Origin of the sequence: Novosphingobium sp. CF614, from assembly GCF_900113255.1 — a bacterium.
Classification (GTDB): Bacteria; Pseudomonadota; Alphaproteobacteria; order Sphingomonadales; family Sphingomonadaceae; genus Novosphingobium.
In genome coordinates, this window is the sequence record NZ_FOOR01000021.1 from 20,237 (window position 1) to 34,585 (window position 14,349).

Here is a 14,349-nt window from a genome sequence, read left to right on the forward strand (position 1 = left end):
TTCGGCTCCCGATGCAATTGGCACGCCAGTTGCGATGCTGGTTTCGCGCCCGTCAATTCCGGCGGGCCACTCGAAGGAGACAAGCCATGCTTGCACCGATTGCCGCCTTGCTCATCACCTATGCCCTGACTGCTCTTGTCTCGACGCTGGCTGCCGTCGTGCTCTGGCGACCGCTATCGATCCTGCTCGCCGAACTGTGCGGCACGGAGGAGCGTTCACGTTTCTGGACGGTGTGGTCCACCGTCATGACCGTGGTCACGCCAATGCTTTTCGTTTCGCTGCGCAGCGTCGCCAACAACGTGCCCGACCTCGTTCAGAGCACCATGACGAGCACGCTGTTCGGCATCCTGCTCGCGCTGGTCGGCATGGGTTACGCGGTGTGGAGTCGCAGTCCAGTCCGCGACGCGTGAGGGAGCCGGCCATGCACGTCCTTGTGATCGGTGCCAGCGGCTTCATCGGAAGCCATGTTACTGGCCGGCTGCTCGCCGAGGGCTTCCGCGTCACGATCGCCGGCCGGGCTCCTGCCCGGCTGGCACGGACGTGGCCGGAAGCCGCAGTCCTCGCCTGCGATTTCGCACATGACGACGTGTCCGCATGGACGAGCCGCCTACGGGGGGTGGACGCCGTGGTGAACTGTGCTGGATTGATCGGAAACCGTGCGGACTATGCCGGCGTACATGACAGCGGCCCGCGCGCCCTGTTCGATGCTTGCATGGTAAGCGGGGTAGAGCGGGTGATCCAGATTTCGGCGCTGGGCGCCGACGATACAGGTGTCACCCGATATCACCGCAGCAAGAAGAACGCCGACGATCATCTCGCGGCACTTGATCCGGACGGAAGGCGCATGGGCTGGGCCGTCCTACGACCCTCGCTGGTGCTGGGGCGTGGGGGTGCCAGCATGGCGCTGTTCGCTACACTCGCCGCGCTGCCGATCATGCCGCGCCTTGGTGAAGGAAGCTGGCAGGTGCAGCCGGTCTATATCGACGATCTGGTCGAGGCGGCCCTCCGGTTGTTGCATCGGCCCGGACTTATAGCGCTGAAGCTGGACGCGGTCGGCCCTTGTGCCGTCACGACTGACGAACTGATCCAGGGATTGCGGCGATGGCTCGGTCTTCGTCCGGCACCGCCACTGGCTTTGCCCATGCGGTTCCTGTCGCTCGTTGCACGTTTTGGCGTGGGGCCGGTGACGCGGGAAAGCCTGTCCATGCTTGTTGCCGGCAATACCGCTGCTGTTGCTCCCTTCGCCCACGCCACAGGCCTTCATCCGATGGCCTTGGACGAGATGTTGGCCCGCCATCCAGCCTGTGCCGCCGATTTGGTCGAGGCCCGGTTGCAGGCGTTCGCGCCAGCCCTTCCTATTCTGCTCGCGCTTGTTTGGCTGGCGGGCGGGGTGGTGTTGCTGGCCTTCGCGCCTGCCGTCGCCGTCTCAACCTGGCTGGCAAAGGTCGGACTCGTGGGCCTGCCGGCCTCAGTGGCGCTTTGGAGCGGATCGCTGGCGGACATCGCCATCGGCCTTGCCCTGCTGGCCCGCGTCCGTGGCGCGGCGCTTGCGGGTACCGCGCTGATGCTGGGTTACACCGTGATCCTCACGCTCGCCGCTCCTGACGTCTGGGCCGATCCGTTCGGTCCGCTGGTGAAGAACCTCGCGGTTCTTGGCCTGTCGCTCGTCGTTCATGCAATGGAGGCCCGCCGTGGCTGACTATGTCCTGCTCAAGACCATCCATATTCTCAGCTCCACGCTTCTGTTCGGCACGGGCCTGGGCACGGCGTTCCATGGCTGGATGGCGAACCGCGCCGGATCGCTGGAGGCACGCCGGGTAGTGAATCGCAATGTCGTGCTGGCCGACTGGCTGTTCACGACACCCGCCGTCATCGTCCAACCCGTCACCGGAATATGGCTGGCGCGGATCGCGGGCTTCCCGCTGACCAGCGGCTGGCTGGTGGCCGCCATGGCCCTTTATGTACTGGTAGGCGCCTGCTGGCTGCCGGTGGTCGCCATCCAGATCGCGATGCGGCGGATTGCCGATCAGACGCCGGACGGCCAGGCCTTGCCGCTGCGTTACTTTCAGCTCTCCCGCTGGTGGTTCGCCCTGGGTTGGCCTGCGTTCATCGGCGTAATCATCATCTTCTGGCTGATGGTCGCAAAACCGGAGATTATGCTGTGAACCTTCCGCTCTTCCGCCGCCTGCTGGGGCAGGACATTGAAGCGCTCGCACCGACTCTGCGCCAGGCGCACGATGCCACCGAGACCCAACGCTGGACCGGCACGGCGGTCGTGACCCGCAGCCGCAATCCCATCGCCATTCTCCTGTGCCTGATGCTGAAGCTACCGGCACCCGGCACCAACATTCCTGTCACCGTCGTATTCGAGCGTCGCCGCGACGGCGAAAGATGGCGCCGGACATTCGCGGGACGGTCGTATCACAGTGACTTCATCAGCAAGTCCGGCCTGATCGTGGAGCGCATGGGGCCTACCACCAACATCTTCTGCCTTTCGATCAAGGAAGGAAAGCTCTGCTTCTCGCTCATCGGCTTCCGGTTCCTCGGCATACCGCTCCCCGCGTGGCTCAGGCCGCGCTGCCCGGCGATCGAGAGAGAGGAAGCGGGACGCTTTGTCTTTGACGTGCCGGTGAGCATCCCCTGGCTGGGTTTCGTCATCCGCTACACTGGCAGTATGGAGCTCATCGATGACTGACGATCACCCGATCATCCTTTTCGACGCAGAATGCGTGCTGTGCTCGGCCAACGCCCAGTTCATCCTTACGCACGACCGCGACCGCCGCTTCCGCCTCGCGTCGATGCAGGGAAAAACCGGCTCCGCGCTGTTTTGCCGTCATGGCATCGACCCTACTGATCCCGACACCATTCTCGTAATCGAGGGTGAGAGCGTGCTTAGAGACAGTGACGCTGTGATTTCTATCTATACAGGCTTGGGCTGGCCATGGCGGGCTTGGCGAGCATCGTTCCTCGATCGCTACGGGACCCGGTGTATCGTTGGATCGCGCGGAACCGCTACCGCATCTTCGGCAAGCGCGACACCTGCTGGATACCAGATTCACAGTATGCTGATTGGCTGCTATGATGCTGTACGCGCAATTTTATGGGCGTTTATTCAACCGCCCGAGCCCAAACGCTCCCGCCGGGATACTGTATTGAGGCAATCCGTGGCCTAACGAACCGCTCGCAACCGACGGCCTTGTACCGATGCGCCGCCAGTTCCCTCAGAAAGCAGCCAACTCCACGAGCATGAACACATGATTGTTCATATCACATGCCGTTGAATGTCGTGGCTGACGACTTGCCGTTTAAAAACCGATCGGTCGGCTAGCCCCGGGCTTTGCCGCCACTTCGGCACGCAGGCGCGCGACAATCTCGTTGCCATCGTGGGTTGGATCATAACGCAACTGGCGCGCAACCACGGCAAGATCGCCGGGCGTGATGCCCTGCAATGACACCAATGATGCTGGAGGCTCTATTCCGAAGAAGCGGACGAAAGCCTGTTCCACCTTGGTCCCCGAGAGTGCCCGCAGCTCCAGTTTGAAGACGAAGCGCCGCAGCGTTGCCGGGTCCAGCCGCTGGGCATGGTTGGTTGCGGCAACCACTGGCAGCGGGTGACGGTCGAGCCAGGTCAGCAATTCGTTGACCTGGCTGACTTCCCAGTTGGTGCGGGCGGTGCTGCGGTCGAACAGCAGCGAATCCGCTTCGTCGAACAGGAGCACGCTCTCCTTGCGCCGCGCCTCGGCAAAGGCCTCGGCAATGCGCTCCTCGGTTTCTCCGACCCATTTGGAAAGAAGATCCGATGTACGCCGCACCAGCAGCGGGCGATCAAGCGTCCGGGCGAAGTGATGCGCCAGCGCGGTCTTGCCCGTGCCGGGGACGCCGGTCAGGAGCAGCGAGACATTCATATGCTCACTTTCACGCAGACGTTCGAACAAGGGGCCAAGCGGTCTGTCGGTTTCGAAGAGATCGAGATCGATCGGCCCCGGACCGTCCAGCGGCAAATCGCTGCTGCCCCGCAGCGCCTTGGCCAGCGCGCGGGCAGGGCGCAGTCCGCCGTCGGCTTCGCCCGCCAGCCGGGCACCGCGCGCGGAGACGCGCAGCACCGAAGCCACTTCTGGCGTGTTTTCCAGCAATGACCCCCAGCCATCACCGGGCGTCACGGCTTCCTCGCGCGCGACATGGTCGAGCATGCGCATGGCGGTATTGCGTGAAGGCAGGTCCAGTTTCAGGACGTGGCTCATACGCCGCAGGATCGCCGGATCGACATTGCCGATGGCATTGGTGGTCCAGATCACCGGAACCGGGTTGGTTTCGAGCAGGCGGTTGACGAAGACCTTGCTGCCCTGGCGCCCGCGCATCCAGTCGCCCTGGGCGGGCTGCGCGTCACCGATCAGGTCTTCCATTTCATCGAAGAGGAGCGCCGCATCGCCCTTTCCGGCGAGCAGGCGCTGGCCCATCTGGAAGGCGGCGATGCGGTCGCGCCGGTCCGGCTCGTCGCCATCCTCGTCCGCCTCGCCCGCGCCGTGCAGGGAAAAGCCGGCCGCCGCCGCCAGACTGCGTGCGAACTCGGTCTTGCCGGTGCCCGGCGGACCATGGATCAGGATGTTGATGCCGCGAGCGCGTTCGCGCCGCGTACCTTCGAGAAGGCGGCGGAGAAATTCCGTATCCTCGACATGCGCAAAGGCGGAAAGGGGCAGGCCTGCGACGTGACGCGGACCGACCATCAAGGCGATGATCTCCGCCTCGGTTTCCGGCAAGCGGTCGAGCAGGTTTTCGAGCGCCCAGCGAGTCTCAAGGCGCACCTGCCCGCGCCAGTCCGCGCGAAACGTCACAAGACCCATGCGGAACAGCGGATTGAGCCTGACCCGCCGCTCAGCGTCCTGCGGTTCGGCCCCGGCCACCTCGCCAATCATCGCCGGCACATCGTTGGCGGAGCGGGCAAGGATGTCGTCGAGTTCGCCCGGCAGGCACAGCCGATCGAGCGCGAACGTCACTTCGACGATCGCGCTGTCGATCACATCGAGGCGCAGCAAAACGGCCAGCTCGCGCGCGAGCCGGAGCACGCCACTGCCATCACTGGCACTTTCACCGGCGCAAGGTCCATCCTGTGCAACCGCGCGCTTGAGCGCGGCCCAGGCGAGCTTCTTCGCCTCCGCGACCTTGAGGCCGAAGAGCGCGGCGCCATTGGCGCGGGCGAATTCGAGCAGGGCCTTTGCCTGCTGGGACGCGGCCGGCATGCCGCGCATGGCCCGGCGCAGCATGCGCCGGGTGATCTCAATCTGGTTCATAATGTCTCGCTTCGCGAGCGGCCGCGCAGACGCGCGGGGTCGCTCTTTCAGTTTCCGGTTCTATCGGGAAACCGGGCAGCGGCGCTCAGGCCCTGCCACGGCGAAGGAGACGCCTAGGCGAAGGGCTGGAACGCGGCGGGCACGGTGCCCGAATAGATGCGTAGGTCCAGCAATGGTCTTCTCCTGCGAACTGCGGAATTGCCGTTCGAGCGGCGCGGCCTTTACGCGAATCGAACGGCATTCGCAACGATGGAATCAGGTGAGGTCGGCCCGGCGATAGATCGCCAAGCCTGCACCTCACCCGAAGCTGACGAGATGACTTCCACCGTTCTGCTGTTCGAGACCGATGGCTCTGCCAGTAAATCGGCGGGCAATATCGATCGCGGTCAGCGTGTGCTGGCTGGGCTTCACGGTCGTGAAAGCACCGCCACCTGCCAGTGCGAAAGGCAGAACCAGCTGATCGGCGAGGTAAGGCCCGGCGAAAGCATCGCTTTCAATATAGCCGTTCATGCGCGCGGCTGATGTCTTCGCCAGCCGTTCGGCAGGCACGCCAAGCTGGCCGAAGCCGCTGACGACCTCGGTGACGTTGGCATAGCGCGCCTCCAGCATCAGGATCACGCCCGGCCCCTGATCTGAAGGCAGCTCCCGGACCGCAAAGGCATCGTCTGGCCAGTCGGCCAGGTCGCGCTTTGCACGCGTCAACATTCGCTCGGCAATCTCGAACGGCAGGCCGGTGAAGACTGCCTGCGCATTGACGCCCGCCGGCTTGCCCCGGTCAAGGCAATCGATCGGCGAGAGGGGCGAAGGCGTGATGTCGACCTCGATCCGCCCGCCACCGCGCGGGTAGAAACCGTGCCGGACGATACGCGCGGAAACGCTCGGCCCCATGCGATTGATCACGGGGAGGAAGGTGCGTTCGATGAAGTCGAACGGCGGCGCCAACATATTGTGCGTGCCGCCTTCGAGAACGAGGCGCGATGGACCATCGGCAAGGATGAGCGGCATCAGAACGGTCTGGAGTACAAGGCCGGTCGACCCTGCCGTGCCAACAGCAAAGAGATACTCGCCAGGGATCACCCGGCCGGGGCGGAATTCGAGCTCGGACCCGCCAACGGCAAGGCCGGTGCATTCCGAACCCGAGATCACGCACGCGGCTTCCACCGCTGTCACATGCTGCCGCATGAGCCCGGGCTTCGAGCGCTTTGCGCGAATGTTGCTGATGCGGAACGGCTCGCCGGTTACGAGCGACAGCGCGCATGAATTGCGCACCATCTGCCCACCGCCTTCGCCTTCCGATCCGTCGATCGTGATCATTCTCTTTGTCTCAATTCCAACATTTATCTTATCGACCTGGGCATCCACCAGAACATCCACGGATCGATCTTGCGGTCGTTGGATGGACGAATTCCGAAGTCGCCTTGGCCGATTTCAACATCGGCAAATGCCGAGGATAGAAACCGCAGACGCTTTTCGCCAACGGTCATGGTCAAACTCTCGCAATTCGAAACGAGGGCGAGGTCTTCGCCCTCTGGCTCATATTCGATCCGGAGCTTTTCGAAGCGTCCATCACATTTGCTTCCAAAATTCGGTACGCTCAAAACGGCGTCTGTAACCGGAGAAAGTCGAAGCGTGCGATGACATGCCGCGCCTCCTCGCATCCGATCCAGCAAGTTCCTGATCGAACGGCAGCCAGCTGGATCGGCTGTAAAATGCCACCCGCGCCAAGATTGTCTTGGTTTTGCATAGCGCCAGATGAACAGCTGACCTTCCTGCTTCCATTCACTCACCCAGTCCCGCATGACGGCACCCTCGGGAAGTCCACGTGAAGGGGGATCACCCCTTCACGCAGACCACCTGCTTCAGTGTATGGACGATCTCCACCAGATCGGCCTGGGCGGCCATCACGGCTTCGATCGGTTTGTAGGCCTTGGGCGTCTCATCGATGACGCCCACGTCCTTGCGGCATTCGACGCCTTCGGTATCGCGGACGTGTTCATCGAGCGTGACGAGGCGCTTGGCCTCGTTGCGGCTCATGACGCGTCCGGCCCCGTGCGAGCAGCTATCGAAGCTCTCCGGGTTGCCCAGTCCGCGCACAATGAACGACTTGGCGCCCATCGAGCCCGGAATGATGCCCAGCGCTCCCTTCGCCGCGCGCACCGCCCCCTTGCGGGTGACGAGCACATTCTCGCCGAAGTGGTTCTCGCGCGTCACGTAGTTGTGATGGCAGTTCACCGCTTCCAGCTCGGCCTCGAACGGCTTCGCGATCACCGAACGCAGCGCGGCGATGACGTTGGTCATCATCATACGCCGGTTCAATGCCGCGAAGTCCTGCGCCCAGCCCACCGCTTCGACATAGTCGTCGAAGTGGTCAGTCCCTTCCGGGAAGTAGGCGAGGTCCTCATCGGGCAGGTTGATGTGCCACTTGCGCATGTCCTGCTTGGCCAGTTCGATGAAGAACGTGCCGATGGCGTTGCCCACCCCGCGCGAGCCCGAATGCAGCATCACCCACACGCGCGCCTCCTGATCGAGACACAGCTCGATGAAGTGGTTGCCCGTGCCCAGCGTGCCGAGATGCACCAGGTTGTTGGTGTTCTTCAGCCGCGGGAACATCTCGCAGATCCGTTCGAACCGAGCGACGAGTGTGGCCCAGGCCTCGACAATCGCCGGGGGCGGGGAACCCCACGAACCCTTGTCACGCTTGCCCCGCCCGACATCGCGCCCATGCGGCACGGTCTGCTCGATCGCCGAGCGGATTCCCTCCAGGTTGTCCGGAAGGTCATGCGCCATCAGCGAGGTGCGCGCGGCCATCATGCCGCAGCCGATGTCCACACCCACGGCCGCCGGGATCACCGCGCCCTTGGTCGGAATAACTGACCCCACGGTTGCGCCGATCCCCACGTGCACGTCGGGCATGGCCGCGACGTGCCTGAAGATGAACGGCATCTGCGCCGCGCGCGAGAGCTGATCGCGCGCCTTGTCGTCGACCGGCACGCCGCGCGTCCACATCTTGATCGGCACGCCGCCTTCGACATGCCGGAATTCGTAAGTCGTGTCGGTCATGGCCGATCTCCTTGAAACAATCATAGGTGCCGGCGACGAAAAGTGGCGAGACGTTTTTCCTGAGCTACTCCGGATTGCTCCGGGGGCGGGCTCGAACCGCCGACCTCCCACCTCAAAGGTGAGTGCTCTATCCCTGTAGTCCCGCCGGCATTCGCCGACATATTGCGCGTACTGGCGACGAGATTTGACGAGACATCCCAGATCGCTCCGGGGCGGAATCGAACCGCTCGGCCTTTCGGCCTTTACCGATGTAGTCCCGTCGGCATTCGCCAGCATTGAACGGTTTCACGGCGACGAGGTGTGGGAAAGACATTGCCCACAAGGGGCGCCGCTCTATCCGCTGAGCTACGGGCCCGCACATGGTGGACCCGGCGGGATTCGAACCCGCGACCAGCATCGTGACAGGATGTAGTCCTTACCCGGCATTCGCCGTGAATTGGGGTTGCCGTGGCGACAAGGGATGGTGAGACGCGGTCCTTAAGCTACATGGCAAGGCGGGATTCGAACCCGCATCTCCCCATCGGATTGCTCCTCATGGGGCGCTTTACTCGTCGGACCTTACCTTTCGGTTTGGAGCCAATGTAGTCCCACCGGCATTCGCCACGGCAATTCCTGAATTCTGGTGAAGGGTCACGGCGACGAGAGTTGGAAAGACAACCGCCTTTCGGCGTCTGATGCTCTACCGCTGAGCTACTGCTTCGAAGGGGCAGGCGGGATTCGAACCCGCGCCGGTCAGATCCTGATGTAGTCCTTCCGGCATTCGCCGTGACCCATTCTTTCATACCTCCGTATTCTGAACGATCTCAACCCAGTCGCGCGTCTCACCCTTGGCGAAGCGCGCCATTGCGTCGAACACCGCGTCGGTGAAGCCACCGACATTCATGATGTCCTCACGATCCTTGGCCTGTGTGGAGCCATAAGGCTGGATGTCGATGCAGATCAGCTTCGCGCCAGGGTTGCGGGCCTTCAGCTTGTTCCACTCCGCCATCGTCGCCGTCGCCCCGCGCCGCGAGGGATCGACCCAGGATTCGTTATCCGAGACGATCACCACCGTATCCACCCGCGCCCGCTCCTTGTTGAGGAGCGCCAGCGGAGCCGAGACATTGGTCCCGCCACCACCGACCCCCGCCAGCTTCGCCGCATTCACGGCAATACGGGCACGGGGGTCGAGCTTCAGCTTGACCACGGTCTGCTCGAACGGGATTACCCGGGCATCGCGGTTCTGGCGCAGCACGGCGGCTGCGACCAGCGCGGCGATGTCGATGCAGCGCACCTTCGAGCTGGCGCCCTTGCGGTAGCCCGTTGCCGGCGAACCCATCGAACCCGACACGTCAGGGCAGACCACGATCTGACCTTCCAGCTTCGGCACACCGGCCAGCGATGCTTCGAGCGCGCTTTCGAGCGCTGCCTGCACCGCCAACGGCACACCGTCACCCACCTGGCCCAATGCCACCATCAGCTGATAGGGCATCGGGCGCACGCGGGCGATCGCTTGGCGGTCAGCGAGCCGGGCTGCGACCGCTTCGGTGACCCCGTTCACCGCGAACGCGCCATTGCGCGCCAGCGTGTTGAGGTTCATCCGCAGCGCCTGCCAGCCCATGCGGCCAAGGCCGTCACGAGTTGCAAGGACGCCCCACTGCTCTGCCGAGAGTGGGAAAGCGGTCAGCCATTCGAACGGCACCGGGGGCAGTTCGCCCTGCGGCGAACGCTTCCAGTCTTCGAATGCAGCGATCTCCGCCGGCAGTGCCGCGACATCGTAAGGCTTGCCGATCAACCAGCCATAAAAGGCGCGCCGCTCAGCCGAGGCCGGTGCCGGGTGGACCATCTTGACCACGTCGGCCAGGCTCGGATCGTTGCCGGTCGCTGCCTGCATCAGCTGCGCCATCGACGCCTGCTCCAGCCATTCGCGGACGAGCCGCTTCGGCCGCGAGCCCAGCGAGGCACGCCCGACCTGGCCCGAGCGCATGACCTGCACGAAAGTGCGCAGCATGCGGCCGTTGTCGATTACGCGCTTGAACACGCGCACCGACAGGTCAGGATCGGCCATGGTCAGATAGGCAGCCAGCAAAGCCGGCATATCCTTCATGGCGCCCGACTGGCGCGAATAGACCGCGCACTTGGTGACCCATTCCGGATCGACATCCTTGGCCGCCAGCACGACATCGGCGAGCTGGGTCTCCGCACTCGAGTAGAAGCCATCGGCCAGCGTGCCGGTAGCGGCAACCTGGGCCAGCTTGGCTTCCGGGCCATAGGCATAGGCCACACCGCCCGCTTCGTTCACGGCATCTGCGCGCGGCAGGAACCGCGAGGCGGTGCTGGCAAAAAGGCGCTTCAGAGCCATGATACAAATCCTTCGTTTCGGGGCTTGAGGCGGCCAGCCCATTCCAGCCGCCCCACTTTCCCGTTTCCTCGCACCGGGCTGTTCGACCGGCCCGGTGCCAATGATATTGCAGAGGGCGTGCCAAATGGCTGGAAGAGGCAGAGAAATTTTTGAAAATGGCGGATTTTCAGGCTCTTTAAGCAAGAGCCATCTCAATGCACGCAATACAGCGCCCGCAAGGTATGATCGATATTTATCTTAATGTATAAATCTATATAAGCTTCTCGCATGAAACCCACCACCGTCATCGGCTTTCTCGGCTCCACGCTAGACGCTTCAAAGTTCGGTCCCTCGCGCTGGATGAAATGGCGGCCCTCAGTCGCGCTCGCCATGCACGAGGACCTGCGTGTCGACCGCTTCGTCATGATCCACGGCAACGCTCACCGGCGCCTCGCCGAATATGTGTGCGAGGATGTCGCCTCGGTCTCGCCCGAAACGCATGTCGAGCGCCATGTGATCGATTTCGAGGACGCCTGGGACTTCGAGGAAGTCTACGGCAAGCTGCTCGATTTTGCGCTTACGCTGAACTTAGACCCGGAAACGGAGGACCTGCTGGTCCACATCACCACCGGCACCCACGTCGCGCAGATCTGCCTGTTCCTGCTGACCGAAGCGAACTACCTGCCCGGCCGCCTGCTCCAGACGCAGCCCGGCAAGCGGGTGGATGGAACCGCGCCGGGCACGTGGAGCGTGATAGACCTCGACCTGTCGCGCTACGATTCCATTGCCACCCGCTTCGCCGTGGCGAGCGCGGAAAGCACGTCGTTCCTCAAGTCCGGCATCGATACGCGCAACGCGGCGTTCAACGCGATGATCGACGAGATCGAGCAGGTCGCCAGCCGCACCCGCGCGCCGATTCTGCTGATGGGGCCGACCGGTGCGGGCAAAAGCCAGCTTGCCCGCCGCATTTTCGAACTCAAGAAGTTGAAGCGTCAAGTCAGCGGCTCGTTCGTCGAAGTGAACTGCGCCACCCTGCGCGGCGACAGCGCGATGTCGGCACTGTTCGGCCACAGGAAAGGCGCTTTTACCGGCGCGGCGGCGGACCGCCCCGGGCTGCTTCGTACGGCCGACGGCGGCATGCTGTTCCTCGACGAGATCGGCGAACTCGGCCTCGACGAACAAGCAATGATCCTGCGCGCGATCGAGGATAAGCGTTTCCTGCCGGTCGGCGCCGATCGCGAAACGGAAAGCGATTTCCAGCTGATCGCCGGCACCAATCGCGATCTTGCGCAATGCGTTGCTGACGGCACCTTCCGCGAAGACCTCTACGCACGCCTCAACCTTTGGACATTCCAGCTTCCCGGCCTCGCCGAACGCCGCGAGGATATCGCCCCGAATCTCGACTATGAGCTCGACCGCCATGCCGAGCGCGAGGGCGAGCGTGTTACCTTCAACAAAGAAGCACGCGAACGTTACCTGGCCTTTGCAATGTCGGCAGAGGCATTTTGGCCCGGTAACTTCCGCGATCTTGCTGCGAGCGTCACCCGCATGGCAACATTTTCGCCCAAAGGACGGATCGATGCCGATGGCGTAGCCACAGAGATTGTGCGGTTGAAGCGGTCTTGGCCCGGCGCGCGACAGAACGATGACGGACTCGAAGATTTGCTGGATGCAGCGACATTTTCTGAAATTGATCCCTTTGATCGTGTCCAGTTGGGTTTTGTCGTAAAAACGTGCCGAGAGAGCCGCTCTCTATCCGACGCGGGTCGAAAGCTATTTTCAGCCTCGCGCGCAAAGCGCGCGAGTACGAACGACGCCGATAGATTACGGAAGTACCTCGCTCGCTTTGGTCTGATATGGGATGCAGTTGCCAAGGGAGGCGGCTGAATCGGCTTCGCGCGTTGTTCAACATATATGAGCCACTCCCGTCGAAGGTGGAAGGGAGCACACTCCCTGGGCAAGAAGAAATTGCATGAATTTTTAATGAGAATCGTTGCATGACATACTCCAAGCGCTTATCTGGGGCGCAGGAGATTTGACATGTCGGCCCTCAGCGATCTCAAGCGCCACCTGCGCCCTGGACAGGTTTACCGTCGCAAGGATCTCGCGCGCTGGTCCAACGCCGTCGATCGTCATGTGCGGCAACTGGTGGAGGAGGGGCGGCTCGAAAAGGTTTCGACTGGTGTCTACATGGCGCCGCGTCAAACCCGGTTCGGGGCCGCGCCGGCCAAGCCCGAAAAGCTTGTCGAGACATTCCTCGGCGACGACCGTTTTCTGATGGTCTCGCCAAACGCGTTCAACGGGCTTGGGGTCGGTACGACGCAGCTCTACAACGAGCCGGTCGTCTACAATCGCAAGCGGCACGGAAGGTTTACCCTGGACGGGCGTGTCTATGATTTCCGGATGCGGTCGTCGGTACCCAAGCGGCTATCTAAAGAAGTCCTGCTGGTCGACCTGTTGCACAATCTTGATCGGCTGCCAGAAGACAAATTGGCAGTGCTGCCACGCGCTCTCGAGCGGGCCAGGGAAATGGACCGTTCGCGTCTCGCCAAGGCTGTCCAGGATTTTGGCTCCGCGCGGGCCGAACGCTTGCTGGCACCTGTTCTCGAACGCGGCTGAAGGCGCACGAGATGTTGCTGCACGATCGAGAGGATTTTGACGATCTCCTTGCCGTTGTCTCCCGCGAGCAGGCGATCGATCCGGGCTTGGTCGAGAAGGATTATTGGATCATGCACGCCCTCTGGGGCTTGCAGCAGTTGGGCTTCACCTTCGAACTCAAAGGCGGAACGTCGCTCTCGAAAGGGTATGGTCTCATCCATCGCTTCTCCGAAGACATCGACATTCTGATCCATCCCGACGTTGAGGACCTGCCGACCGGCAAGAATCAAAACAAGGTCACCCACATCGAGGCCCGCCGTGCCTTCTATGACGGTCTGCCGGCGAAAATTGCGATTGCCGGCTTCGATGACGTTGAGCGTGATGAAGCATTCGATGACCCACGCATGCGAAGCGCCGGGATCCGTCTACGATATACGCCCCGTAACCCACTGCCAGAGGGCGTTAAGGATGGCATCCTTCTGGAAGCAGGTTTCGACCAGGTGGCACCCAACCGACCGTGCCTGATCAGTTCATGGGCATATGAAAAAGCGGCAGCGAGCGGTCTCGTCGAGCTAACCGACAACCGGGCGTTCGATGTGCCCTGCTACGAACCTGGCTACACGCTGGTCGAGAAGCTCCAGACGATCTCGACAAAATTCCGACGGCACCTCGAAGATGGCAGCATGCCTCAGAATTTCCTCCGCCACTATTATGACGTCTACTGCCTCCTCGGCGATCCCGGCGTTCAGACTTTCATCGGCACCGAAGCCTATGCCGCCCATAAGGACGGGCGCTTCCCCGCCGCCGACAACAAGGTGATCGCCGAAAATCCCGCGTTCAAACTTTCAGATGAAACGATACGCGGCCGCTTCACTGGCGCCTATGCCGCGACTTCCGCGCTCTATTATCGCGGACAGCCAAGCCTCGATGCTGTCCTTGGTCGAATCCGAGAGTTCGCCGATCGCCTGTGAAAGGTCACCGTGTCTCTGGGGCGGCCCGAAGCTTGTATGCATTTTTCGGACAAGTCGCAGCGGGAAACGCCTCCGGTTATCCCTGCATTTGCGGAACATGATTCCAGATTTG

The 14,349-nt window shown here is 62.6% G+C and carries 12 protein-coding genes and 1 pseudogene; 8 read left to right on the top strand and 5 right to left on the bottom strand.

Features of this window, described 5'->3' with window-relative positions:
• The first annotated feature begins 86 nt into the window (after window positions 1–86).
• The 5 genes and pseudogenes from BM052_RS16330 to BM052_RS16350 all read left to right on the top strand — a co-directional run bounded on the left by BM052_RS16330 (window position 87) and on the right by BM052_RS16350 (window position 3,082).
• Window positions 87–410 (top strand): hypothetical protein, encoded by a 324-nt coding sequence (locus tag BM052_RS16330; RefSeq protein ID WP_091148609.1) that lies wholly within the window; start codon window positions 87–89, stop codon window positions 408–410.
• Between the two features lie 11 nt (window positions 411–421).
• On the top strand, window positions 422–1,699 hold the full coding sequence (locus BM052_RS16335) for an SDR family oxidoreductase (protein WP_091148611.1): 1,278 nt from the start codon (window positions 422–424) through the stop codon (window positions 1,697–1,699).
• A complete protein-coding gene (locus BM052_RS16340) occupies window positions 1,692–2,165 on the top strand; it encodes a DUF2269 family protein (RefSeq protein ID WP_091148612.1) in 474 nt (157 codons plus the stop codon). Before BM052_RS16335 ends, BM052_RS16340 begins: the two co-directional genes overlap by 8 nt.
• The gene (locus tag BM052_RS16345; RefSeq protein WP_091148614.1) at window positions 2,162–2,695 is read left to right on the top strand and encodes a DUF4166 domain-containing protein; all 534 of its coding nucleotides are present in this window, start codon (window positions 2,162–2,164) and stop codon (window positions 2,693–2,695) included. The genes BM052_RS16340 and BM052_RS16345 overlap by 4 nt, the downstream gene beginning before the upstream one ends.
• Window positions 2,688–3,082: pseudogene (locus BM052_RS16350) on the top strand (thiol-disulfide oxidoreductase DCC family protein). Before BM052_RS16345 ends, BM052_RS16350 begins: the two are co-directional and overlap by 8 nt.
• Before the next feature lie 223 nt (window positions 3,083–3,305).
• On the opposite strand, the gene BM052_RS16355 reads toward BM052_RS16350, so the two are convergent.
• The 5 genes from BM052_RS16355 to BM052_RS16370 all read right to left on the bottom strand — a co-directional run bounded on the left by BM052_RS16355 (window position 3,306) and on the right by BM052_RS16370 (window position 10,689).
• Window positions 3,306–5,288: an AAA family ATPase gene (locus tag BM052_RS16355; protein WP_091148616.1), complete on the bottom strand. Its 1,983-nt coding sequence runs from the start codon at window positions 5,286–5,288 to the stop codon at window positions 3,306–3,308.
• Window positions 5,289–5,585: 297 nt separating this feature from the next.
• On the bottom strand, window positions 5,586–6,650 hold the full coding sequence (gene rtcA, locus BM052_RS16360) for an RNA 3'-terminal phosphate cyclase (RefSeq protein ID WP_255406215.1): 1,065 nt from the start codon (window positions 6,648–6,650) through the stop codon (window positions 5,586–5,588).
• Entirely contained in the window at window positions 6,626–7,087 is a 462-nt protein-coding gene (locus BM052_RS19635) for a hypothetical protein (protein ID WP_130751606.1), read from the bottom strand. Before BM052_RS19635 ends, rtcA begins: the two co-directional genes overlap by 25 nt.
• Window positions 7,088–7,121: 34 nt before the next feature.
• The gene (locus BM052_RS16365) at window positions 7,122–8,348 is read right to left on the bottom strand and encodes an RtcB family protein (protein WP_091148619.1); all 1,227 of its coding nucleotides are present in this window, start codon (window positions 8,346–8,348) and stop codon (window positions 7,122–7,124) included.
• Window positions 8,349–9,126: 778 nt separating this feature from the next.
• Entirely contained in the window at window positions 9,127–10,689 is a 1,563-nt protein-coding gene (locus BM052_RS16370) for a vWA domain-containing protein (RefSeq protein ID WP_091148621.1), read from the bottom strand.
• Between the two features lie 267 nt (window positions 10,690–10,956).
• Between BM052_RS16370 and rtcR the strand changes: the two genes are divergently transcribed.
• From rtcR to BM052_RS16385, 3 genes are all read left to right on the top strand, one after another.
• Entirely contained in the window at window positions 10,957–12,555 is a 1,599-nt protein-coding gene (gene rtcR, locus BM052_RS16375) for an RNA repair transcriptional activator RtcR (protein ID WP_091148622.1), read from the top strand.
• A gap of 153 nt (window positions 12,556–12,708) precedes the next feature.
• A complete protein-coding gene (locus BM052_RS16380) occupies window positions 12,709–13,287 on the top strand; it encodes a hypothetical protein (protein WP_091148624.1) in 579 nt (192 codons plus the stop codon).
• Between the two features lie 11 nt (window positions 13,288–13,298).
• Window positions 13,299–14,237, top strand: a complete 939-nt coding sequence (locus BM052_RS16385) for a nucleotidyl transferase AbiEii/AbiGii toxin family protein (protein WP_091148625.1) — start codon at window positions 13,299–13,301, stop codon at window positions 14,235–14,237.
• The last annotated feature ends 112 nt before the right edge of the window (window positions 14,238–14,349 follow it).